General features: G+C 75.6%; 17 protein-coding genes. 6 read left to right on the forward strand and 11 right to left on the reverse strand.

Features of this window, described 5'->3' with window-relative positions; all coding sequences use genetic code 11:
* Window positions 1-522 precede the first annotated feature (522 nt).
* Complete coding sequence (locus ABZ920_RS15625) at window positions 523-2,994, reverse strand: serine/threonine-protein kinase (protein WP_361504051.1); 2,472 nt, start codon at window positions 2,992-2,994, stop codon at window positions 523-525.
* 371 nt (window positions 2,995-3,365) lie between these two features.
* Between ABZ920_RS15625 and ABZ920_RS15630 the strand changes: the two genes are divergently transcribed.
* The 3 genes from ABZ920_RS15630 to ABZ920_RS15640 all read left to right on the forward strand — a co-directional run bounded on the left by ABZ920_RS15630 (window position 3,366) and on the right by ABZ920_RS15640 (window position 6,412).
* A complete protein-coding gene (locus ABZ920_RS15630; protein ID WP_361504054.1) occupies window positions 3,366-4,721 on the forward strand; it encodes an aspartate aminotransferase family protein in 1,356 nt (451 codons plus the stop codon).
* A 116-nt stretch (window positions 4,722-4,837) separates the two neighbouring features.
* Entirely contained in the window at window positions 4,838-5,539 is a 702-nt protein-coding gene (locus ABZ920_RS15635; protein WP_361504057.1) for a GntR family transcriptional regulator, read from the forward strand.
* Window positions 5,540-5,761: 222 nt separating this feature from the next.
* Complete coding sequence (locus ABZ920_RS15640; RefSeq protein WP_361504059.1) at window positions 5,762-6,412, forward strand: hypothetical protein; 651 nt, start codon at window positions 5,762-5,764, stop codon at window positions 6,410-6,412.
* A 172-nt stretch (window positions 6,413-6,584) separates the two neighbouring features.
* Here the strand turns inward: ABZ920_RS15640 and ABZ920_RS15645 are convergent, their stop codons facing one another.
* On the reverse strand, window positions 6,585-7,868 hold the full coding sequence (locus ABZ920_RS15645) for an adenylosuccinate synthase (RefSeq protein ID WP_361504062.1): 1,284 nt from the start codon (window positions 7,866-7,868) through the stop codon (window positions 6,585-6,587).
* Between the two features lie 187 nt (window positions 7,869-8,055).
* Between ABZ920_RS15645 and ABZ920_RS15650 the strand changes: the two genes are divergently transcribed.
* Window positions 8,056-8,913 (forward strand): diacylglycerol kinase family protein, encoded by an 858-nt coding sequence (locus tag ABZ920_RS15650; protein ID WP_361504065.1) that lies wholly within the window; start codon window positions 8,056-8,058, stop codon window positions 8,911-8,913.
* A gap of 55 nt (window positions 8,914-8,968) precedes the next feature.
* Here the strand turns inward: ABZ920_RS15650 and ABZ920_RS15655 are convergent, their stop codons facing one another.
* On the reverse strand, window positions 8,969-9,466 hold the full coding sequence (locus ABZ920_RS15655; RefSeq protein ID WP_361504068.1) for a helix-turn-helix domain-containing protein: 498 nt from the start codon (window positions 9,464-9,466) through the stop codon (window positions 8,969-8,971).
* 195 nt (window positions 9,467-9,661) lie between these two features.
* Here ABZ920_RS15655 and ABZ920_RS15660 point away from each other — a divergent pair, with 195 nt between their 5' ends.
* Both ABZ920_RS15660 and ABZ920_RS15665 read left to right on the forward strand, forming a co-directional pair.
* Window positions 9,662-10,639, forward strand: a complete 978-nt coding sequence (locus tag ABZ920_RS15660; RefSeq protein ID WP_361504071.1) for an ABC transporter ATP-binding protein — start codon at window positions 9,662-9,664, stop codon at window positions 10,637-10,639.
* On the forward strand, window positions 10,636-12,270 hold the full coding sequence (locus ABZ920_RS15665; RefSeq protein ID WP_361504074.1) for an ABC transporter permease: 1,635 nt from the start codon (window positions 10,636-10,638) through the stop codon (window positions 12,268-12,270). Before ABZ920_RS15660 ends, ABZ920_RS15665 begins: the two co-directional genes overlap by 4 nt.
* A 7-nt stretch (window positions 12,271-12,277) precedes the next feature.
* Here ABZ920_RS15665 and ABZ920_RS15670 read toward each other — a convergent pair whose 3' ends face one another.
* The 8 genes from ABZ920_RS15670 to ABZ920_RS15705 all read right to left on the reverse strand — a co-directional run bounded on the left by ABZ920_RS15670 (window position 12,278) and on the right by ABZ920_RS15705 (window position 21,653).
* Window positions 12,278-13,501 carry a cytochrome P450 gene (locus tag ABZ920_RS15670; RefSeq protein WP_361504077.1) on the reverse strand — a complete coding sequence of 408 codons (1,224 nt, stop codon included), beginning with the start codon at window positions 13,499-13,501 and terminating at the stop codon, window positions 12,278-12,280.
* An 80-nt stretch (window positions 13,502-13,581) separates the two neighbouring features.
* Entirely contained in the window at window positions 13,582-14,334 is a 753-nt protein-coding gene (locus tag ABZ920_RS15675; RefSeq protein ID WP_361504080.1) for a response regulator transcription factor, read from the reverse strand.
* A complete protein-coding gene (locus tag ABZ920_RS15680) occupies window positions 14,331-15,698 on the reverse strand; it encodes a histidine kinase (RefSeq protein ID WP_361504083.1) in 1,368 nt (455 codons plus the stop codon). The genes ABZ920_RS15675 and ABZ920_RS15680 overlap by 4 nt, the downstream gene beginning before the upstream one ends.
* A gap of 185 nt (window positions 15,699-15,883) precedes the next feature.
* Window positions 15,884-16,822, reverse strand: coding sequence for an alpha/beta hydrolase (locus ABZ920_RS15685; protein ID WP_361504086.1), 939 nt, complete (start codon window positions 16,820-16,822; stop codon window positions 15,884-15,886).
* A 528-nt stretch (window positions 16,823-17,350) separates the two neighbouring features.
* The gene (gene kynU, locus ABZ920_RS15690; RefSeq protein WP_361504089.1) at window positions 17,351-18,607 is read right to left on the reverse strand and encodes a kynureninase; all 1,257 of its coding nucleotides are present in this window, start codon (window positions 18,605-18,607) and stop codon (window positions 17,351-17,353) included.
* Window positions 18,600-19,508: a tryptophan 2,3-dioxygenase family protein gene (locus tag ABZ920_RS15695; protein ID WP_361504092.1), complete on the reverse strand. Its 909-nt coding sequence runs from the start codon at window positions 19,506-19,508 to the stop codon at window positions 18,600-18,602. Before ABZ920_RS15695 ends, kynU begins: the two co-directional genes overlap by 8 nt.
* A 161-nt stretch (window positions 19,509-19,669) precedes the next feature.
* A complete protein-coding gene (locus ABZ920_RS15700; protein ID WP_361504095.1) occupies window positions 19,670-20,083 on the reverse strand; it encodes a DUF3151 domain-containing protein in 414 nt (137 codons plus the stop codon).
* A gap of 46 nt (window positions 20,084-20,129) precedes the next feature.
* Window positions 20,130-21,653 (reverse strand): MFS transporter, encoded by a 1,524-nt coding sequence (locus ABZ920_RS15705; protein WP_361504098.1) that lies wholly within the window; start codon window positions 21,651-21,653, stop codon window positions 20,130-20,132.
* Between the last annotated feature and the right edge of the window lie 27 nt (window positions 21,654-21,680).

Genomic DNA, 21,680 nt, shown 5'->3' on the forward strand with positions numbered 1-21,680 from the left:
GGGCGTACGGCGGGGCTCCCGGGGCCCGCGCCGACCCACGGCAGGGTGACTGGGCGGCACGTCGGGCCGACAGCCGGGGTGCCGCACCGGGCGTAGGACGGGGTTCCCGGGCGTACGGCGGGGCTCCCGGGGCCCGCGCCGACCCACGGCAGGGTGACTGGGCGGCACGTCGGGCCGACAGCCGGGGTGCCGCACCGGGCGTAGAACGGGGTTCCCGGGCGTACGGACGGGACAACCGGAACCTGCGCCGGGGCCGCAGCAGGGCGCCCCGGACGGCGCGTCGGGGCCAAGGCCTGGGTGCCGCGCCGGGAGCAGGGCGGGGTTCCCGGGTGTACCGCGGGGCCCCGGGCCCTGCGCCGGGCCTGCGGCAGGGTGCCCGGGCGGCACGTCGGGCCCACGGCACGGCGAGGCCCCCGGGCGGCGCGCCGGGCGTGCCTCGCGGCACGGTCCCCGGCCACCGCGCCGGGCCTACGGCAAGCCCGGTCCCGGGCACCGCCCAGGGCGTGCGCGGGGGCCGGCAGGTCACTGCCTGGCGTACGTCAGCTTCTCGCCGTTGCTCGTGTTCACGCGGTCCAGGGTGCCGTCCGGCAGGAGGGTGACCTCCGTGGCCGCGCCCGGGGTGCACGAGGAGAGCGGTTCGCCGGCCGTGACCGTGGACGGACCGATCTGCAGGGACCCGTCCGCGGCGGGCTGCTGGATGAGCCGGGCCGTGAACTCGCAGTGGTAGGTGCCGCTGCCGGAGGGCCCGTCGGCGACGAGGGTGAGGACGCTGTCGCCCACCTCGCCCTGGCTGATGACCAGTTGGCGGGTGTTCACCCCGCTCGCGTTGTCGATCGTCGCGGTCCAGGTGCCGACGTACGCGGCCGGGACCGCGCCCTCGGACGGCGAGGCGGACGGGGAGGCGGACTCCGGTGACGAGGCCACCGGGGAGGGCTCCGCGGTCGTCGAACCCTCGGCCGTGGACGCGCCGGCGGTCGGCGTCGGGCCGGGCCGGCCGTTGCCTTGGCCGTTGCCGTCCCCGCCCCTCATCAGGGCGTACACCGAGCCGCCCGCGCCGAGCGCCACGACCAGCGCCAGCGCGACCAGCAGCGCGGTGGAGCGGCGGTCGGCGCGCGCGGGCTCCGGGGCCGGCAGGGGGTTCGGCCCGTACGGCGGGGTGGAGCCGACCGGCGGCGGCCCGTACGGCGGGGTCGGGCCGAGACCGCCGTACGGGTGCGGCGCCGGCACCCCGGGCTGCGCGGACCAGCCCCCGGGCTGCTGCGGGTAGCCGTAGGCGGCGGGCTGCTGCGGGTAGCCGTAGGCGGCGGGCTGCTGCGGGTAGCCGTAGGCGGCGGGCTGCGGGTGGCCGTGGCCGGCGGGCTGCTGCGGATGGCCGTAGGCGGGGTGGGCGGGCGCCGGGCCCGGCGGGGGCGTGGGGCCCGCGATCACGGTGGGGAGGTGGTCCGTCCGGGCGGGACCCGCGCCACCCGGATGCGCGGGGGGTGGCGGAGCGGGTACGGAGGCGCCGGCGGCCTGGGCGTGCGCCGGTACGGCCTGCCCGGCGCCCGGGGTGTACGGCCGGCCTGCGGCGGGCCCGCCCATGACCGTGACGGGCGCCCCCGCGTCGGCGGGCTGCCCCGGACCGGCTCCCGGGTTCCCCGGGGTGCCGGCAGCCGGGGTCGCGGGGGCGGACCCGGGCGGCGTGGAGGCTCCGGGCGTCGCCGGGGCGGCCGGGGGCGTACCCGGGACCGCGCTGTGTGCCCCTGCTCCGTCCGCGACGACCGCGGCACCCACCCCGCCGGCCCCTGCACCGGCACCGACGGCTCCGGCTCCCGTGGTGACCCCCGCATTCGCCCCGGCCCCGGCTCCGGCGGCTCCAGACCCGGCGGCCCCCACCCCGATGGCACCCGCTCCCACGGCTCCAGCCCGGGCAGCCCCCACCCCGGCGGCGCCCGCGCCCCCCGCGGTGGGGCCCGTCCCGGAGGGGGACGGCGCGCCCGCGGCGGGCCCCGCGCCCCCGGCCGGGGTGCCCGGCGTGCCCTGCGGCAGCGGGGCCGGGGCGGTGGGGCCGGGCTCCGTCGCCTGCCCGGGCTCCTCCGCGTTCTCCGCGTCCAGGAGCCGCACGGCGTGCCGCCCCAGCTGCGCCACCAGCGCGCCCGGCAGCCACGGGTCGCGCGAGCGGCCGTCCGCCACCGTGTCCTCGGCGCCCGTGCGCTGGAGGACCTGGTGCAGCGTCGGCCGGGCGGCCGGGTCCTTCCGGAGGCAGGCGCGCACCAGGTCGGCGATGCCCTCGGGCACCGGCTCCAGGACGGGCTCCTCCTCGGCGATGCGGAACATCAGCGCGTGCGCGCCGTCGTCGGCGCCGCCGAAGGGCAGGACGCCGGTCGCGGCGTAGGCGAGGACGGAACCGAGGCAGAAGACGTCGCACGCCGGGGTGATCCGGTCGCCCCGCACCTGCTCGGGCGCCATGAAGCCCGGCGATCCGACCAGGGCGCCGGTGCGCGTGAGCCCGCCGTCCGTGACGGTCTCCAGGGCCCGCGCGATGCCGAAGTCGATGACGCGCGGCCCGTCGATCGTGACCAGCACGTTGGACGGCTTCAGGTCGCGGTGGACGAGCCCGGCGGCGTGGATGTCCTGCAGCGCGTGGGCGAGGCCGGCCGCGAGGATGCGCACCGACCGCTCCGGCAGCGCGCCGTGGTCGCGTCCCACCACCTGCTGGAGGCTGGGCCCGGCGACGTACCCGGTGGCCACCCACGGCACGGGGGCCTCGGTGTCCGCGTCCAGGACGGGCGCCGTCCAGTACCCGCCGACGCGCCGCGCGGCCTGCACCTCCTGGCGGAACCGCGCCCGGAACTCCTCCTGCTCGGCGAGCTCGCGCCGGACCAGCTTGACCGCGACGGTCCGCCCCCGGCCGGACCGGGCCAGGTACACCTGCCCCATGCCGCCGGCCCCGAGCCGTGCCACCAGCCGGTACGCACCGATCCGCTGCGGATCGCCGGCCCCGAGATTCTCCACGGCCGCGCCGCCTCCCCCCGACAACATCCCCCGAAGCGCCCCCGCGCAACAGCCAGAGGATAGTGCGGGGGCACGGCCGGACGAGCCGGGCCGCCGTCTACGGTTGCGTAACGGCGCGGGCAGGTCCGCCGCCCCGCCACCGGGGCCGGTACCGGGCCGCACGCCTTCCCCGCCCGTCGCCCCGTCACCTTCCCGCCGTCACCGCCCCCGCCTCCGCGGTCGCCCGGCCTCCCCGGCTCGGCGTCCCGGCGCCCCCGCCGGCCCGGCCGTCGCGCCCCCGGGCCGCCCATCGACAACCTGTCGTGGAAAGCCCGGGAGCGCAGACAGGACGCCGATGTCGCCCCCGTACGGCGGACACCTACGCTCGCCGCATGACTCCTCAGCCGAATCCCGCAGCCGGAGCGGCCGTCAAGGCCGCCGACCGTGCGCACGTGTTCCACTCCTGGTCCGCGCAGGAGCTCATCGATCCCCTGGCCGTGGCCGGCGCGGAGGGCTCGTACTTCTGGGACTACGACGGCAGGCGCTACCTGGACTTCACCAGCGGCCTCGTCTTCACCAACATCGGCTACCAGCACCCGAAGGTCGTCGCGGCGATCCAGGAGCAGGCCGCGACGATGACGACGTTCGCGCCGGCGTTCGCCGTCGAGGCCCGGTCGGAGGCGGCCCGGCTGATCGCCGAGCGGACGCCGGGCGACCTGGACAAGATCTTCTTCACCAACGGCGGCGCGGACGCCGTCGAGCACGCGGTGCGGATGGCCCGGCTGCACACCGGCCGGCCCAAGGTGCTGTCGGCGTACCGCTCGTACCACGGCGGCACCCAGCAGGCGGTGAACCTCACCGGCGACCCGCGGCGCTGGGCCTCCGACAGCGGCACGGCCGGCGTGGTGCACTTCTGGGCGCCGTTCCTGTACCGCTCGCGCTTCTACGCCGGGACCGAGGAGCAGGAGTGCGCCCGGGCGCTGGAGCACCTGGAGACGACCATCGCCTTCGAGGGGCCGGGCACCGTCGCGGCGATCGTCCTGGAGACCGTGCCGGGCACGGCGGGGATCATGGTGCCGCCCGCCGGCTACCTGGCCGGGGTGCGCGAACTGTGCGACAAGCACGGGATCGTCTTCGTCCTGGACGAGGTCATGGCCGGGTTCGGGCGGACCGGTGAGTGGTTCGCGGCGGACCTGTTCGACGTGGTGCCGGACCTGATGACCTTCGCCAAGGGGGTCAACTCCGGATACGTGCCGCTGGGCGGGGTGGCGATCTCCGGGAAGATCGCGGAGACGTTCGGCAAGCGGCCCTACCCCGGCGGCCTGACCTACTCCGGGCATCCGCTGGCGTGCGGGGCCGCCGTCGCGACGATCAACGTGATGGCCGAGGAGGGCGTCGTCGACAACGCGAAGCGGCTCGGCGCCGAGGTCCTCGAGCCGGGGCTGCGGGCGCTGGCCGACCGGCACCCGTCGGTGGGCGAGGTGCGCGGCGTGGGCATGTTCTGGGCCCTGGAGCTGGTGCGGAACCGGGAGACCCGGGAGCCGCTGGTGCCGTACAACGCGGCCGGCGAGGCCAACGCGCCGATGGCGGCGTTCGCGTCCGCGGCCAGGGCGAACGGCCTGTGGCCCTTCGTGAACATGAACCGCACGCACGTCGTGCCGCCGTGCAACGCGAGCGAGGCCGAGCTGAAGGAGGGCCTGGCGGCCCTGGACGCGGCGCTGTCCGTGGCCGACGAGTACACCGTGTGACACGCGCCCGCACGCCCGGGCCCGGGGCAAAATCGAACGCGTAAGGTGGCGTGCTCGTACACATGGACGTAGACGTACGAGCACGCCATCCGCACGCGCGAGGAGACGCCCCGACCATGCCCGGCAACAGCGGTACCGGTGCCGTGACGCGCAGCACCCTGCGGCAGCAGATCGCCGACGCGCTGCGGGACGAGGTCCTGGCCGGGCGGCTGAAGCCGGGGCAGGAGTTCACGGTCAAGGAGATCGCCGAACAGTACGGGGTGTCGGCCACCCCCGTCCGTGAGGCCCTCGTCGACCTCTCCGCCCAGGGCCTGCTGGAGGCCGACCAGCACCGCGGCTTCCACGTGCGCGAGTACTCCCTCGCCGACTTCCGCGAGATGATCGAGGCCCGCAGCCTGGTCACCGACGGCATGTTCCGGGCCCTGGACGACTCCCACGCGGCCCTGCGCGACCCGCGGGACCCGTGTGCCGCGGCCACCCTCGCCGGGGTGCGCCGGCGCGGCGAGGAGGCGCAGCGCGCCGCCGCCGCCGGCGACCTGACCGTCCTCATAGGCTACGACCTGCGCTTCTGGCGCGAACTGGGCGTCCTGTTCGGCAACGCCTACCTCACGGACTTCCTGCACCGGATGCGCGTGCAGTCCTGGGTGTGCCTGGTGCAGCACCTGCGCCGCATGACCGACCTGCGCGGCCTGCTGTGGTCCGGGCACACCGGACTCGTCGACGCCCTGGTGCGGCGCGACACGGCGACCGCCCGCGCGGCGGTCGCCGACTACAACGAGCACACCCTCGCCCTCGTCGAGCGGCTCGGGGACGGCTGACCGGGGCGGTCACCCGTCCGGCCGCCCGGCGGACCCGCGTCCGGCCCGCCCGGTGGACCCGCGAACGGCCGGACGGCGGACCGGCGACCGGAAAGGCGGAGCCCGGCCGGCGGGTGGGCAGGGGACCTGCCCGAGGGAGGCCGAGCGGCTCCGCAGCGACTACGCTTCTACTCCCCCGACCGCCGAAGACCACTCCGCTTCGCCCTACGCGAGGAGCCCTCCTTGGCCTGTGACCTGTGGCTGGTACCGCTCGTCGACGTGTTGTGCCACACCCCCGACAACCCGTTCGCCGAGGAACTCGCCCAGTACAACAAGGTGCTGACCGAGAACGGGCTCCCGCCGGTGCCGGTCTACCAGTACATGCCGGGCCTGACCGGCGAGGTGGCGCCGGTGGCCGGCTTCGACTACGACGCACTGCACTTCCTGCGCCGGGCCCACCTGCTCCAGCTGTGCGGGCTGCCCCTGACCCCGGTGGACGAACTGGGCGGGGACTACGAGCAGTTGCTCGAGATGTTCGAGACGACCGCGCAGCAGTCCCACCTCGTCTGGCACTACGACCACGCGGGCGCCTACGTCCCCCTCGACTTCCCGCACCCGCTGTCCAACGACGAGCTCCTCGCCGGAGGCGGCCCGTTGGGTTCCTCCCAGGCCCTGCTGCGGGAGCTGGAGTTCGTCGCCCCGGCCATCGGCATCGATCCGGCCAACCCCCCGGCGGCGCCCGCGCCCCCGCCGGGCCCCACGGAGCTGGAGCAGCCGGCCGCGCCCGCGCCGTACGACCCCAGCCCCTTCGCCCGCGAACGGCACGTGTGGCTGGGCCTGCACGCGGCGGCCACCCGGAGCCTGGCCCAGGGCTCGATGATCGTCTTCAGCTGAGCCGAGCGAACCGCCGCCCGGCGCCCGGCTCCCCACGCGAGGAGCGGCGGGCGGCCGCCCCCAAGGGGAACGCCCACCGGCCGCCGCCCCCGAACGGCAGCGCCCCCGCCGCGGCCGGAGCCGGGCGGGGGCGCGGTGCACGCGATCCGCGGGCGCGGGAGCGCCGGGGCCGCTACAGGAACGAGTTGATCTCGATCGTCTCGTCGCGGCCCGGGCCCACGCCGATCGCGGAGATCGGGGCCCCGGACATCTCCTCCAGTGCCTTGACGTACGCCTGCGCGTTCTTCGGCAGGTCTCCGAAGGTCTTGGCCTTGGAGATGTCCTCCTGCCAGCCCGGCAGGTACTCGTAGACCGGCTTCGCGTGGTGGAAGTCGGTCTGGGAGTAGGGCAGTTCCTCGACCCGCCGGCCGTCGATCTCGTAGGCCACGCAGACCGGGATCTGCTCCCAGCCGGTGAGGACGTCGAGCTTGGTCAGGAAGAAGTCCGTCAGGCCGTTCACCCGGGTCGCGTAGCGGGCGATCACCGCGTCGAACCAGCCGCAGCGGCGGTCGCGGCCCGTGGTCACGCCCCGCTCGCCGCCGATGCGGCGCAGCGCCTCGCCGTCCTCGTCGAACAGTTCGGTCGGGAAGGGCCCGGAGCCGACGCGGGTGGTGTAGGCCTTCAGGATGCCGATGACGCGGCTGATCCTGGTCGGGCCGACGCCGGCGCCCGTGCAGGCGCCGCCCGCGGTCGGGTTCGACGAGGTCACGAAGGGGTACGTGCCGTGGTCGATGTCCAGGAGCGTGCCCTGGCCGCCCTCGAAGAGGACGACCTTGTCGTCGTCGAGCGCCTGGTTGAGGACCAGCACGGTGTCGGCGACGTACTGCTCGATCTGCTCGGCGTAGCCCAGCAGCTCCTCGACCACCTGGTTCACCGCGATCGCGCGCCGGTTGTACAGCTTGGTCAGGATCTGGTTCTTGACGTCGAGGGCCGCCTCGACCTTCTGGGTCAGGATCGACTCGTCGTACAGGTCCTGCACGCGGATGCCGACCCGGTTGATCTTGTCGGCGTACGTCGGGCCGATGCCGCGGCCGGTGGTGCCGATCTTGCGCTTGCCCAGGAAGCGCTCGGTCACCTTGTCCATGGTGACGTTGTACGGCGTGATGACGTGCGCGTTGCCGCTGATCAGCAGCTTCGACGTGTCGACGCCGCGCTCGTTCAGACCGCTCAGCTCGGAGAGCAGGACCGACGGGTCGACAACGACGCCGTTTCCGATGACGGGCGTACAACTGGGAGACAGGATTCCGGAAGGGAGGAGGTGGAGGGCATACTTCTGGTCACCCACGACCACCGTGTGGCCGGCGTTGTTGCCGCCCTGGTAGCGCACCACATAGTCCACCGAGCCACCGAGCAGGTCGGTGGCCTTTCCCTTGCCTTCGTCACCCCACTGAGCACCGAGCAGCACAAGTGCGGGCACGCGCGTACACCCCTTCCGGGCGGGGCATGTCCAAGGTCGGAGGCGTACGCGGAGGATTCACCGCCGCGTGCACCGCGACCACCGTTGGCCGCACGACCGTCGGACCGGATGCCCCGGAATAGACGAAGCCCCTGGCGCAATCGCGCAAGGGGCTCTTGCACAAAGATGCTACCCGAGGAAGCGAGGCATGACCGAGGTGGCGACTTCCGACCAGCTGCTGGTGGTCATCGACCCGGTCGCCCGCCGGACCGACGGTGAGTCCGTACGGATCGCGAAGGACGTGCTCAGCGCCGGCGCGTCCGCCAAGGTCTGCCTGCCGGAGGGGTCCGAGGAATTCGCCCGTGCCCTCGCGCGGCGGGGCTCGCGGCGGCCGGTGGTGGTCGGCGACGACCGGGCGCTGCTGCGGGCGGTGTCCGTGCTGCACCGGCGGCGGGAGCTGGCCGGATGCGCGCTGTCGGTGGTGCCGGTCGGGGGCGCGGTCGCCCTGTCCCGCTCCCTGGGCCTGCCGGCCGGCGCGGTGGCGGCGGCGCGGGCGGTGCTCGACGGGGCCGAACGGCGGCTGGACCTGCTGGTCGACGACAGCGACGGGGTCGTGCTCGGCGCGCTGCGCATCCCGCCGCTCGGGCTGCGGGAGGCGCCCGCGGGGGCGACGGCGGTCCCGGCCGGCGCGGGGCACCCGTGGCTGAGGACGTGCCAGTCCCTCGTCAGGACCTGGGTGGCCCGCCCGGCCCGGCCGACGGTGCTCGCCGGGCCCGGGCCCTCCCGGCTGCGGGTGGAGGTCGACGGCGTGACGGTCATGGACCTGGACCATCCGGTGGAGGCGGTGTCGGTCAGACCGGGCGAGCGCGGGGTGGCGGAGGTGGAGGTGCGGCCGCTGTCGGTGGGTGCGGAGGCCTCGCCGGTCCGGGCGCAGGGGCGGACGGTGACCGTGTCGGGGGCGGACTTCCGCTACCGGGCCGACGCGGTCGTCTCCGGACCGGTCCGCACACGGACGTGGACGGTGCGGGAGGGCGCCTGGTCGCTGACGCTGCCGGTGGCGCCGTGAGGCCACCGGGCCCGGTCGGGGCCTGCGGGTCAGTGGCCCGGTGGGGGCCCGAGGGTCAGTCCTGCCCGAACGTCTTCTCGCGGTACTCCCGCCAGCGTTCCATCATCGCGGCGATCTCACCGTCGACGAACTCGAAGAAGGCCAGCGTCTCGGCCAGGCGCCGGCCGGCCGGGGTGCCCGGGCCGAGGCGGTCGACGCCCTCGCGCAGGGCGTGCTCCCAGCGCTTCAGCACCGCGTCGCGGTTGGTCAGGGCCTCGTACCACTGGTTGCTGTGCACCCGGTACCGCTCGCGCCGGGAGCCGGGCTCGCGCTCGCGCGAGACCATGTGCTGCTGCGCGAGGTAGCGCACCGCCCCGGAGACGGCGGCCGGGCTGACCCGGAGCTGTTCGCCGAGTTCGGCGGAGGTCAGCGAACCGGAGTCGGAGGAGAGCAGGGCCGCGAACACCCGGGCCGGCATCCGCTGCATGCCGGCCTCGACGAGCTGCGCCGCGAACCCCTCCACGAACTGGGACACCGCCTCGGGGTCCCGCCGGGCCGCGCCCGCTTCCGTCATCGCCGTTCCTCTCCGCCGCCGCTTCCGCCCGCCCGTCGCCGGACCGCCGGCCCCACCGCCCGACCGGGCCGTCGACCGGGCTGCCGGCCGCGTCACCGCCGCCGCGCCCGGCCGCCTGTCCGCCTCCCAGTCTATCTATGCTTCACTACCTTCCTTAACTTCACAAAGTTCTGAAAGAAGCGTAGCTTCTGAAGCATGACGAAGGCCGACCTCGCCGTCGAGGTGTCCGCACTGCACAAGTCGTTCGGCAGGACCCGCGCGCTGGACGGGCTCGACCTGCGGGTCGGGACGGGAGAAGTCCACGGCTTCCTGGGACCGAACGGCGCAGGGAAGTCCACCGCCATCCGGGTCCTGCTCGGCCTGCTGCGCGCCGACGCCGGCGTCGCCCGGGTCCTGGGCCGCGACCCCTGGACGGACGCGGTGGACGTGCACCGCAGGATCGCCTACGTCCCCGGCGACGTGACGCTGTGGCGCAACCTGTCCGGGGGCGAGGTCATCGACCTGTACGGCAGGCTGCGCGGCGGCCTGGACCGGCGGCGCCGCGCGGAGCTGGTCGAGCGGTTCGAACTGGACCCGACGAAGAAGGGGCGGACGTACTCCAAGGGCAACCGGCAGAAGGTCGCCCTCGTCGCCGCCTTCGCCTGCGACGTCGACCTGCTCATCCTCGACGAGCCGACCTCGGGCCTCGACCCGCTGATGGAGGAGGTCTTCCGGCGGTGCGTGGAGGAGGAGCGCGAGCGGGGCCGGACGGTCCTGCTGTCCTCCCACATCCTCAGCGAGGTCGAGCAGCTCTGCGACCGGGTGAGCATCATCCGCAGGGGCCGGACCGTGGAGAGCGGGTCGCTCGCCGACCTGCGCCACCTCACCCGCACCAGCGTCGTCGCCGAGCTCGCGGCCCCGCCCGACGGGCTGGCGCAGCTGCCCGGCGTGCACGGCCTCGACGTCCGCGGCAACCGGGTCCGCCTCCAGGTGAACACCGGTCGGCTGGACGAGGTGCTGCGGTCGCTGACCGCGTCCGGCGTGCGGTCGCTGACGTCGGCCCCGCCGACGCTGGAGGAGCTGTTCCTGCGGCACTACACCGAGGACACCGCCGACGGCCCGGCCCAGGACACCGCCGGCCACTCGGCCGGGGGCGCCGCCGAGGACACCGGGACCGACGAGGTGACCCGATGACCACCGCGGCCCACCCCGTGCGCACGGGCCTGCGCCGCCACCTGGCCGGCACGGGGACGCTGCTGCGCCTCGCGCTGCGCCGCGACCGCGTCCTGATCCCCGTCTGGGTCGCGGTGACCGCCCTGATGGTCCTGTCCATGCCGAGCACGCTGGACGGCCTGTACGGCACCCCGGACCAACGCGCCGACCTGGTGCGCCAGATGGCCGTGAACAGCTCGCTGCGCGCGATGGTCGGCCCGGTGTTCGGCGACTCCCTGGGCGCGCTGACGGCCTGGCGGGCGGGGCTGTACGCGGGGATCCTCGCGGCCGTGACGAGTCTGCTCGTCGTCGTCCGGCACACCCGCGACGAGGAGGAGAGCGGACGGCAGGAGCTGCTGTCGTCCGGGACGGTCGGCCGCCGGGCGCCCCTGACGGCGGCGCTGCTCGCGGCGGCCGTCGCGAACGCTGCCCTCGCCGCGCTGATCGCGGGCGGCCTGGCCGCGCAGGGTGCCGCCGGGGCACTGGCCCTCGGGCTCGCGGTGGCGGGCGTGGGCATGGTCTTCGCCACGGCCGCGGCGGTCATGGCGCAGCTGACGCAGAGCGCCCGCCTGGCGCGGGGCCTGACGGCGGCCGTACTGGGCGCCGCGTTCGTCCTGCGCGCGGCGGGCGACGCGTCGGCCGGGGCCGGCGCCTCCGGGGCGCCCGCCACAGGGGGCGGCTCGTCGGTGCCGACCTGGCTGTCGCCGCTCGGCTGGCTGGAGAACGTGCGGCCCTTCGCCGGCGAACGCTGGTGGGTGCTCGTCCTGCTCGCCGCGGCGGTGGCGGTCCAGGCGGCGGCGGCCTACGTCCTGGCCGGGCGCCGGGACACCGGGACGGGCCTCCTGCCGGCCGGAGCCGGACCGGCTCAGGGCGGTCTCGGGACGGCGGGCGCGCTCGCCCGGCGTCTGCAGCGGGGCGCCGTGCTCGGCTGGAGCGCCGGCTTCCTCCTGGCGGGCGTCGTCTACGGCGCGATGACTCAGAGCGCGGCCGACCTGGTCGGCGGCAACGACCGGGCCCGCGAGATCTTCGAGCGGATGGGCGGCCGGGCCGGCCTGACGGACACCTTCCTCGCCTCGATGACGGGGATGTTCGGCCTGGTCGCCGCGCTGTTCGTCGTGGCGTCCGTGCTGCGGCTGCACGGGGAGGAGACGTCGGGGCGGGCGGAGCCGGTGCTCGCCGCCCCGGTGGGGCGGACGCGGTGGGCCGCGGGCCACCTGGTGATCGCCTTCGGCGGCTCGGCCTGGCTGATGCTGCTGGCCGGTCTCGGCCTCGCCGCCGGGTACGGCAGGCAGGCCGGGCCCCTTCTCGGGGCGTGCCTGACGCAGGTGCCCGCGGTGTGGGTGATCGGCGGTGTCGCGGTCCTGCTGTACGGCGTGCTGCCGCGGGGCGCGCCGGCGGCGTGGGGCGTGGCCGGGGCCGTCCTGCTCATCGGCTGGGTCGGCCCCGCCCTGGACGTCCCGCAGGTCGTGCTGGACCTGTCGCCGTTCGGGCATCTGCCGAAGCTGCCGGGCGGGCCGATGCGGTGGGGGCCGGTGGGCGCGCTCGTGGTGCTCGCGGCGGCGCTGGCCGCGGCGGGCCTCGCGGGGCTGCGCCGGCGGGACCTGACCACGTGACCGCCCCTCAGCCGGTCGTCACCTTCAGCTCCTTCAGCCCCCGGATGACGAAGTTCGGCTTCCGTTCCGGTTCCGCCACCGGGGCGAGCCGCGGAGCCCGCTCCAGCAGGGCCGCCATCGAGGCGGCCAGCTCGATGCGGGCGAGCGGGGCTCCGATGCAGTAGTGGATCCCGGCGCTGAAGGAGATGTGGGGGTTGTCCGCGCGGGTCAGGTCCAGGCGCCCGGGGTCGGTGAAGACCTCCGGGTCGTGGTTCGCCGAGCCGAAGAGCATCGCGACCTCCGCGCCCCTCGGGATCGTCGTGCCGCCGATCTCGATGTCGTCCAGGACCCAGCGCTCGAAGAGCTGCAGCGGGGTGTCGTAACGCAGCAGCTCCTCGACGGCGGACGGGATCAGGGAGGGGTCGGCCCGCAGCGCCGCCAGCTCGCCGGGGTTGCGGAACAGGGCCCACCAGCCGTTGACGGTGGCGTTCACCGTGGCCTCGTGGCCGGCGTTGAGGAGGAGGGCGGCGGTGGAGACCACCTCCTGCTCGGTCAGGCGGTCGCCCTCGTCGTGGGCCGCGACGAGGCCCGAGATCAGATCCTCGCCCGGAGCCGCGCGGCGGGCGGCGATCAGGTCCCGCAGGTAGTCGGAGAACTCTGCCGACGCCCGCACCGCCTTCGCCGCGGTCTCCTCGGACGGGTTCAGCTCGTACATCCCGCAGATGTCCGCCGACCAGGGCCGCAGCCGGTGCCGGTCCGCCTCGGGGATGCCCAGCATCTGGGCGATGACGGCCACCGGCAGGGGCTCGGCGACGTCCGTCAGCAGATCGCCGCCGCCCGCCGCCACCAGATCCGCGGCCAGCCCGTCGGCCAGCTCGTGGACGTACGGGCGCAGCCGCTCCACCGTCCGCGGCGTGAACGCCTTCGACACCAGGCGCCGGATGCGGGTGTGGTCCGGCGGCTCCAGGTCGAGCATCCCGTGGTCGTTGAGGACGTGGAACGGTTCGTGCGCCGGGTCGGGGGGCGTGCGGCCGAAGTCCTCGTCGGTGAAGCGGTGCCGGTAGGTCCGGCCCAGCCGCCGGTCGCGCAGCAGCGCCGAGACGTCCGCGTGGTGCGGGACCAGCCACTGGCCGGTGGGCTCGTAGGGGAGGACCCGGCCGCGGGCGCGCAGTTCGGCGTAGGCGGGGTACGGGTCGGCCACGAACGCCGGGTCCCAGGGGTCGAAGACCTGCGAGAGCTCCCAAGCTGCCATGGACGGACGCTAGCCCGGTCCGCCCCCGGCCGGCCAGGGGTTCCGGCGGCCGGGGCGGGGCGGACGGGGGGCGCGACTCGTCAGCCGGGGGTGACCAGGCGGGCCTCGTAGGCGAAGACGGCGGCCTGCGTGCGGTCCCTGAGCCCCAGCTTCACCAGGATCCGGCTGACATGGGTCTTGATCGTGGACTCGGCGACCACCAGCCGCCCGGCGATCTCCGCGTTCGACAGCCCCTGCGCGATGAGGACGAGCACCTCGGTCTCCCGCTCGGTGAGGTCCCCGAACGCGGCCCGCGCGGCCGGGACCGGGCGCGGGGGCTGCGCCAGCTTGGAGAACTCCGTGATCAGCCGCCTGGTCACCGAGGGCGCGAGCAGCGCCTCACCGGCGGCCACCACCCGCACCCCGTCGGCGAGCTGCCGTGCCGAGGCGTCCTTGAGCAGGAACCCGGAGGCCCCCGCCCGCAGCGCCTGGTACACGTACTCGTCCAGATCGAAGGTGGTCAGCACCAGCACCTTCGCGGTGCCGTCCGCGGCCACGATCTCCCGGGTCGCCTCGATGCCGTTCAGCTCGGGCATGCGGATGTCCATCAGCACCACGTCCGGAGCGAGTTCCCGCACCCGGTCGACCGCCTCGCGGCCGTTGACCGCCTCGCCGACGACCTCGATGCCGGGCATGGCGTTCAGCAGGACCGAGAAGCCCTCGCGCACCATCATCTGGTCGTCCGCGATCAGGACGCGGATCGGGGCCGGCTCATCGGCCGCGCCTGCCGTGCTCCTCTGGGCGGCCGTGCTCGCAGCGCTCGTACCGGGCGTGCCGCTCGTGCCGCCGGTCATGCGCCGTCCTCTTCGCCGTCCGGGCGCCCGACGGCCGTGGCGACCGGCAGGAACACCGCCACCTCGTACCCACCGCCGTCCGCCGGGCCCGCCGTCATCTCGCCGTCCAGCATGGCCACCCGCTCGCGCATGCCGGTGATGCCGTGCCCGGCGCCGGGCGAGGGCTTCACGGGGGACGGCCGGGGCGCCGGGCCGTTGACGACGCGCAGGCCGAGGCCGCCCAGGACGTAACCGATCTCGACCCGGGCGCTCGCGCCGGGGGCGTGCCGCAGCGTGTTGCTCAGGGCCTCCTGGACGATCCGGTACGCCGACAGCTCCACGCCCTGCGGCAGTTCGCGCACCGCGCCGGTCACCACCTTCTCCACGTCCAGGCCCGCCTCCCGCACGTTGTCGAGGAGCGCGCCGAGGTCGGCGAGCGTGGGCTGCGGGGCCTCCGGCGCCTCGTAGTCCTCCGCGCGCACGACGCCGAGCACGCGGCGCAGTTCGGTGAGCGCCGCGACCGCGTTCTCCCGGATGGTGGCGAAGGCCTTCTCCAGCTCCGGCGGCGGGTTCTGCACGCGGTAGGGGGCCGCCTCCGCCTGGATGGCGACCACGGACATGTGGTGGGCCACCACGTCGTGCAGCTCGCGGGCGATCGTGGTGCGCTCCTCCAGCAGGGTGCGGCGCGAGCGCTCGTGCGCCGTCACCGTCTGCTGGGCCGTCACCTCCTGCTCGGCGGACCGGCGGATGTGCCACACGGTCACGGCCAGCAGGACGAACGCGGCGACGACCATCATCGGCGCGCCGTCGCTGCCGTAGTAGCCGGTGCCGAAGAGGGCCGTGACGAAGAGCGCGAAGGCTCCGGTCAGCACCCACATCCACGCCGCCGTGCGCGGCCGGGTGCGGATCGCCACGACGGTCAGGACCGTCAGGTGGGAGACGAACGCCCCGGGCGGCCACGGACCGGCGCCCCAGGACGCGCTGACGACGCTCACGACGGCCGTCGACAGGAGCGACGCCCAGAAGGCGCCGACCGGGCGGGCCAGCGTCAGCAGCACCGGCGCCAGGACCAGCAGGCCGCACACCGCGGCCGCCAGGCCGTCGCCGCTGCTCCCCCACGCGACGAGCATGGCCAGCAGTCCGGCCGCCACCACCACCGAGTGCGGCATCCAGGCCGCGTACTCCCGTGCGCGGCCGGACAGCCGCCCGGTCAGCGGCCCGCCGGGGTCCCTGCGGGGCAGTGGACGGAAGGCGAAGGCGTCGTGGAACAGGTCCTGCCGCAGCCCGCGGAGGGCGTCGGCGGCCAGCCGGTACTCCGGGCTGCGCGGCTGGTACGGACGGAACGCGCCGTCCGGCGTCGTCTGCGTCTGCGTCGTCTCGGTCACGCTGAGAACCGTAGGGGCAGGCGGGGTGCGCGGTCGTCACCAGTGAGAGGGGTTCCCCGGCGTCCGCCTCAGGTACTACGGGACGGCGAGGGAGGTACGACGGGCGGGACGTGCGCCGGGCCGCCGGCCGCCGGGCCGGCGCGAGCGGACGGGCCGGGTCCCCGGCCGGGTCCGCCCGCCGCCGCTCACCACGCCAGTTGTGCGATCTCCTCCGCCACCACCGCGCAGGCGTCCGCCGCCGGGTCGATCAGCGGGAAGTGGCCGACGTCCGCCAGCAGGGTCAGGCCCACCATCTCGCCGGCCTTCGCCGCCGCCTCGGCGTACGACTCGGCGACCAGCTCCGGCACCACCACGTCGGTGCGGCCCTGCACCAGGGTGGTCGCGATGCCGGTGGGGAGCAGCAGCGCCGGGTCGGCACAGGCGCGGCGTCCGGTGTACTCGTCCGGCCCGCCGAGAAGCTGGAGCGCGGCTCCGCCGCAGACGTCCAGCTTCTCCGCGACGGCGAAGTCGGCGATCGGCGCGAGGGCGACCACACCGCGCAGCGGGGCGGGCCGGTCGGTGCGCCAGGGCGCGTCCGCGGGCAGGACGTGCCGGGCCGCGGCCCACAGCGCCAGGTGGCCGCCCGCCGAGTGGCCGGTGATCACCGTGCGGCGCGTGTCGGCCTGGGGCAGCGCCTCCCGGACCAGCGCGGGCAGGGCGTCCAGCGCGGCCGCCACGTCGTCGAAGGTGTCCGGCCAGCGGCCCGCGACCGGGGCCTCGCCCTCCCCGGCCGCGGCGGCACCGCGCCGGTACTCCACACTGGCCACGGCGAAGCCGCGGCGGGCCAGGAAGTCCGCGAACGGGCTGATGTGGCGGCGGTCGTACGGGGCCCGCCAGGCACCGCCGTGCAGCACCACGACCAGTGGGGCGGTCGCGGAGGGCGCCGGGGCGGTGCCGGTGGCGCGCGGGGCGTAGAAGTCGATCACCTGGTCGGCGTGGTCGCCGTAGGCGGCGGTGGCGTCCGGGGCGACCGGCGGGTGCGAGAGGGCCGACTCCTCCTCCGCGGCGTCCCGCGCCACGGCGTCCCTGGCCGCCGCCGTACCCCGGGCGGCGGCGTTCTCCGGCTCTGCGGCGGCGTCCGGCATGCTCCAACCTCTCAGCTACGTCAAGGAATTGGCGGACCAGATGTGTGTTCGGCCGTTGGCCGGGACGGTATCAGGCGGATGACGTGCGCGAACACGGGGACGTCACGCTCGGTGAGGGGTGGCGGGGCGGCGTTTTCGTCACGTTTGCGGCATGTCCGGCGCAAGAGCCTCACCGCCGCCGGCTCGCGGTGCCGCGTCCCGTTCCCGAGGCCGCCGCTCCACCGTCAAGGGAACCGTACGGTGGCTACCCCCGCGCGGGGAACGCGTCCCGCATCCGGTGGCACGGGCCGCCGTCCCCCGGCCGGACCCGGACGCCGCAGGCGGCCGATGCCCGGGCGGCCGATGCCCGGGCGGCCGATACCGCCGCGGGCCCTGTGACCGGCCCGCCCCGCCCCGGTGGGCCCGCTCTCGCCCCGATGACCGGCCCGCCCACGCGAGGTCCCGGCCGTCGCGGTGCCCCGGAATGCCCCCGCCGCGTGCGCCACGGCGGGGGCGTACTCCCCGGAGAGGCCGAGAGAGCCCGTGCGGTTACGCCAGGATCTCCGCCAGCACCCGCGCCGCCCGTTCCACGTCGGCGAAACCGACGTAGAGCGGGGTGAAGCCGAAGCGGAGCACGTCCGGGTGGCGGAAGTCGCCGACCACTCCGCGCTCGGTCAGCCGCCTCATCACCTCCTCCGCGGTCAGCGCACCGCCCGGCCCGGCCGAGGGCGGGAGCCCGGGGGAGCAGCGCAGCGCGACCTGGCTGCCCCGCTCGGAGTGGGCCGCCGGGGTCAGCGACTCCACCCGCCCAGCGGGCACGTACGCGGCGACGCACTCCAGGAAGAAGTCCGTCAGCGCCAGCGACTTGGCCCGTACGGCCTCCACCGACACGCCGTCCCACACTTCGAGCGCCGCCTCCAGGGCGAGCATGGACAGGATGTCGGGGGTGCCGACCCGGCCGCGCACGGCGCCGGGCGCGGGGGCGTAGTCCGGCCGCATGCCGAAGGGTTCGGCGTGGGAGTTCCAGCCCGGCAGCGGCGAGTCGAAGCGGTCCTGCAGGTCGCGGCGCACGTACAGGAACGCCGGTGAGCCCGGGCCTCCGTTCAGGTACTTGTAGGTGCAGCCGACGGCCAGGTCCACGCCGTGCGCGTCCAGGCCGACCGGCAGGGCGCCCGCGCTGTGGCACAGGTCCCAGACGACCGGGGCCCCCGCCGCGTGCACCGCGGCCGTGAGCGCCGGCAGGTCGTGCAGGCGGCCGGTGCGGTAGTCGACGTGGTTGAGCAGCACCGCGGCGGTGCGCTCCCCCAGCGCCCCGGGCACCTCCGCCGGGTCGGCCTGCCGCAGCGCGCAGCCCGTCAGCCGGGCCGCGGACCGCGCGATGTACCCGTCCGTGGGGAAGGTCGTCGCGTCGACCAGGATCTCGTCCCGGTCGCCGCCGCCCGCCTCCCGGGCCAGGCGCACCGCCGCCACCAGCGCCTTGAAGACGTTGACGCTGGTGGAGTCGCCGACCACGATCTGCCCGGGCGCCGCCCCGACCAGCGGGGCGATCCGGTCGCCGATCCGCTCCGGCGCGGTCCACCAGCCGCTCTCGTCCCAGGAGCGGATGCGCAGTCGCCCCCACTGGCGGCGGACCACGTCGGCGACCCGGTCCGGGACGGCCGCCGGCAGCGCGCCGAGCGAGTTGCCGTCGAGGTAGGTCACGTCGTCGAGGACGAACCGGTCCCGCAGGGCGGCCAGCTCGTCCTCGGCGTCCAGCTTGCCCGCCCGGGCGGCGAGGTCACCGGCCGGGGCAGTCGTCTCAGACATGGGACCTCGCCGTCCACAGCTCGGGGAAGACGCTCTTGCGGGCGCGCTTCTCCAGCCAGGCCACCCCGGCGGAGCCGCCCGTGCCGGGCTTCGCGCCCATCGCGCGGCGGGTGGCGACCAGGTGGTCGTTGCGCCAGCGCCACACCAGCTCGGCGACGTCCGTCAGCGCCTCCCCGAGGCGGGCGAGCTCGTCGGCGGCATCCGACCGGTAGACCTCCGCCCAGGCGGCCTCGACCTCCTCCGAGGGCTCGTAGCGCTGCGAGACGTCGCGCCGCAGCACCGCGTCCGGGATCGCGTGCCCGCGCCGGGCCAGCAGCCGCACCACCTCGTCGTACAGGCTCGGCTGGTGCAGCGCCTTCTCCAGCTCGGCGTGCACGCGCGGCGCGCCGCGGTGCGGGACGAGCATCGACGCCGACTTCTCGCCGAGCAGGAACTCCAGGCGCCGGTACATCGCCGACTGGAAGCCGGAGCCCTCACCGAGGGCGCCCCGGTAGGAGTTGAACTGGGCCGGTGTGAGCTGGCCGAGCGGCTTCCAGGAGGCGTTCAGCGCCTCCAGCTCGCGCACCGACCTCTTCAGCGCGGCGACGGCCGTCGGGACGTCGTCCGCGCGCAGGGCGCGGGCCGCGGTCTCCCACTCGTGGACGATGACGGTGAACCACAGCTCCATCACCTGGGTGGTGACCAGGAAGACCATCTCCCCGGGATCGTCGGAGAGGGTGTGCTGGAGGTGGGTGAGCACGTCCGCCTTGACGTAGTCCTCGTACGGCGTGGTGCCCTCGAAATCGAGATGCGGGGTCTCGGGCTCCTGAGTCTCGTACGACGCCTCGGACGACGTCTCGGACGGCGCCTGTGCCACCGTCCCCGACGACGTGTCGTACGACCGCTGAGCCTGTTGGGACATCGCTGTCTCCTGCATGAACTCCGGGTAGCGGTCCGCCCCTGCCGATGCCGGCACGGGGGCCCCGGTCCCCACCGGCATCCTGCGCATCGCCCGCGCCGATCGCAAGGCCCGCCCGGCGGGGCGGGCCGGGTCCCGGCGGGCGCCGGGACCCGCCGTCCGGATCAGCCCAGCGTCTGGGCCGCCGTCTGCGAGGAGTCCTTCAGGAACTGCGTGCAGCGCGCGTACTCCTCCTGCTCACCGATGGCCTGCGCGGCGCGGGCCAGGGCGTGCAGGGCGCGCAGGAAGCCGCGGTTCGGCTCGTGCTCCCAGGGGACCGGGCCGTGGCCCTTCCAGCCGCTGCGGCGCAGCGCGTCCAGCCCGCGGTGGTAGCCCGTACGGGCGTACGCGTACGACTCCACGGCCGCGCCCCGCTCGAAGGCGTCGTCCGCCAGCCGCGCCCACGCCAGCGACGACGCCGGGTAGCGGCCCGCGACCTCGGCGGGCGGGGTGCCCTTGGCGAGGAGTTCGCGGGGCTCCGGGTCGTCGGGGAGGTGGGTGGGGGGCGGGCCGCCCAGGAGGTTCTCGTGAATCGTCATGGGTTCAGTGTGCTGCATGACCCGCGCGGCGGAACGGGGCGGCTCCTCACGCCGGTGCCCGTCCCCCGGCGGCGCCCTCGGGCCCCGCGTGCCCCGGCCCGCCGGCGCCGTCCTCCAGCGGCGGAGCGGTCACGCAGCCGTGGGTGCGGCACTCCGGGCGGCGGCAGCGCGGGGCCGGCCGGCGGACCGTGGCGAAGGCCAGCACCGCCCCCGCCACCAGCACGCCCGCGCACAGCGGCATCGCCCGCCGGAACGCGGCGTCGAAGGCGCCCGCCGACCGGTACGCCTCCGGTCCCATCCCGGTCAGCAGCGGCAGCGCGGCGACGGCGACCAGCCCGGCCGCGCGGGCCGCCGCGTTGTTGACGCCGCTGGCCAGGCCCGCCCGGCGGGTGTCGACGGAGGCCAGGACGGTGGCGGTCAGCGGGGCGACCAGGGTGACCATGCCGGCGCCCATCACCAGCACGGCCGGCAGCACGTCGGCGAGGTAGCCGGCGCCCTCGCCGGCCCGGGTCATCAGCAGCATGCCCGCCGCGCAGAGCAGCGGTCCGACGGTGAGCGGGATCCGCGGGCCGATGCGCTCGGCCAGGGCGCCCGAGCGGGACGACAGCAGCAGCATCAGGGCCGTGGTCGGCAGCAGGGCGGTGCCCGCCTGGAGCGCCGAGTAGCCCACCACCACCTGGAGCTGGAGCGCGGTGAGGAAGAAGAAGCCGCCGAAGGCCGCGTAGACGCAGAGGGTGACCAGGTTGACCGCCGTGAACTGGCGGGAGTGGAAGATGTCGAGCGGCAGCATCGGGTCCCGGCGGCGCCGCTCCCACCCGACGAACACCACACCCGCCAGCACGCCCGCGGCGGCCGTCACCACGACGGCCGGGGAGCCGCCGCCGGCCTCGATGAGCGCGTACGTGACCAGGGCGAGGGACGCGGCGCCGAGGACGGCGCCCACCACGTCGAAGCGGCCGTGGACCGGGCCGCCCGAGGACTCCGGGACGTGCCGCACGGCGATCGGAGCGCAGAGCAGCGCGAGCGGGACGTTCAGCAGGAAGACCCAGCGCCAGCCGGGACCGTCCACCAGCCAGCCGCCGAGGAACGGGCCGACGGCGGCGCCGATGCCGCCGAACCCGGACCACAGGCCGACCGCCCGGGCCCGGTCGTCCGGGTGGAAGGAGGCCTGGATCAGCGCGAGCGAGCCGGGCGTCAGCAGCGCGCCGCCCACCCCCTGCAGGGCCCGGGCGGCCACGAGGACGCCGGGATGCGGGGCCAGCCCGCACAGCAGCGAGGCGGCCGCGAACCAGACCACCCCGACGACGAACACCTTGCGGCGGCCGAAATCGTCCCCGAGCGCGCCGCCGAGGAGGATCAGACCGGCGAGCGTCACCAGGTAGGCGTTGACGGTCCACTGCAGTGCACCGAGGTCCGCGTCGAGGTCGCGGCCGATGCGGGGCAGGGCGACGTTGACGACGGTGGAGTCCAGCAGCACCATGCTCGAGCCGAGCACGGTGGTCAGCAGGATCCACCTCCCCCGCGGGGAGCCGAGCCGGACGGCGGGGGCCTCCTGGGCGACGACGGCCATGAGGGGAATCATCCCGCGCCGCCCGGA

Origin of the sequence: Streptomyces sp. NPDC046831, from assembly GCF_040645305.1 — a bacterium.
Classification (GTDB): Bacteria; Actinomycetota; Actinomycetes; order Streptomycetales; family Streptomycetaceae; genus Streptomyces.

Coding starts and splice junctions, on each gene's coding strand:
- ABZ920_RS15700 (WP_361504095.1), bottom strand. CDS start 20,083: ATGACGATTCACGAGAACCTCCTGGGCGGCCCGCCCCCCACCCACCTC.
- ABZ920_RS15655 (WP_361504068.1), bottom strand. CDS start 9,466: ATGACGGAAGCGGGCGCGGCCCGGCGGGACCCCGAGGCGGTGTCCCAG.
- ABZ920_RS15650 (WP_361504065.1), top strand. CDS start 8,056: ATGACCGAGGTGGCGACTTCCGACCAGCTGCTGGTGGTCATCGACCCG.
- kynU (WP_361504089.1), bottom strand. CDS start 18,607: ATGTCTGAGACGACTGCCCCGGCCGGTGACCTCGCCGCCCGGGCGGGC.
- ABZ920_RS15660 (WP_361504071.1), top strand. CDS start 9,662: ATGACGAAGGCCGACCTCGCCGTCGAGGTGTCCGCACTGCACAAGTCG.
- ABZ920_RS15665 (WP_361504074.1), top strand. CDS start 10,636: ATGACCACCGCGGCCCACCCCGTGCGCACGGGCCTGCGCCGCCACCTG.
- ABZ920_RS15635 (WP_361504057.1), top strand. CDS start 4,838: ATGCCCGGCAACAGCGGTACCGGTGCCGTGACGCGCAGCACCCTGCGG.
- ABZ920_RS15630 (WP_361504054.1), top strand. CDS start 3,366: ATGACTCCTCAGCCGAATCCCGCAGCCGGAGCGGCCGTCAAGGCCGCC.
- ABZ920_RS15685 (WP_361504086.1), bottom strand. CDS start 16,822: ATGCCGGACGCCGCCGCAGAGCCGGAGAACGCCGCCGCCCGGGGTACG.
- ABZ920_RS15670 (WP_361504077.1), bottom strand. CDS start 13,501: ATGGCAGCTTGGGAGCTCTCGCAGGTCTTCGACCCCTGGGACCCGGCG.
- ABZ920_RS15695 (WP_361504092.1), bottom strand. CDS start 19,508: ATGTCCCAACAGGCTCAGCGGTCGTACGACACGTCGTCGGGGACGGTG.
- ABZ920_RS15705 (WP_361504098.1), bottom strand. CDS start 21,653: ATGGCCGTCGTCGCCCAGGAGGCCCCCGCCGTCCGGCTCGGCTCCCCG.
- ABZ920_RS15675 (WP_361504080.1), bottom strand. CDS start 14,334: ATGACCGGCGGCACGAGCGGCACGCCCGGTACGAGCGCTGCGAGCACG.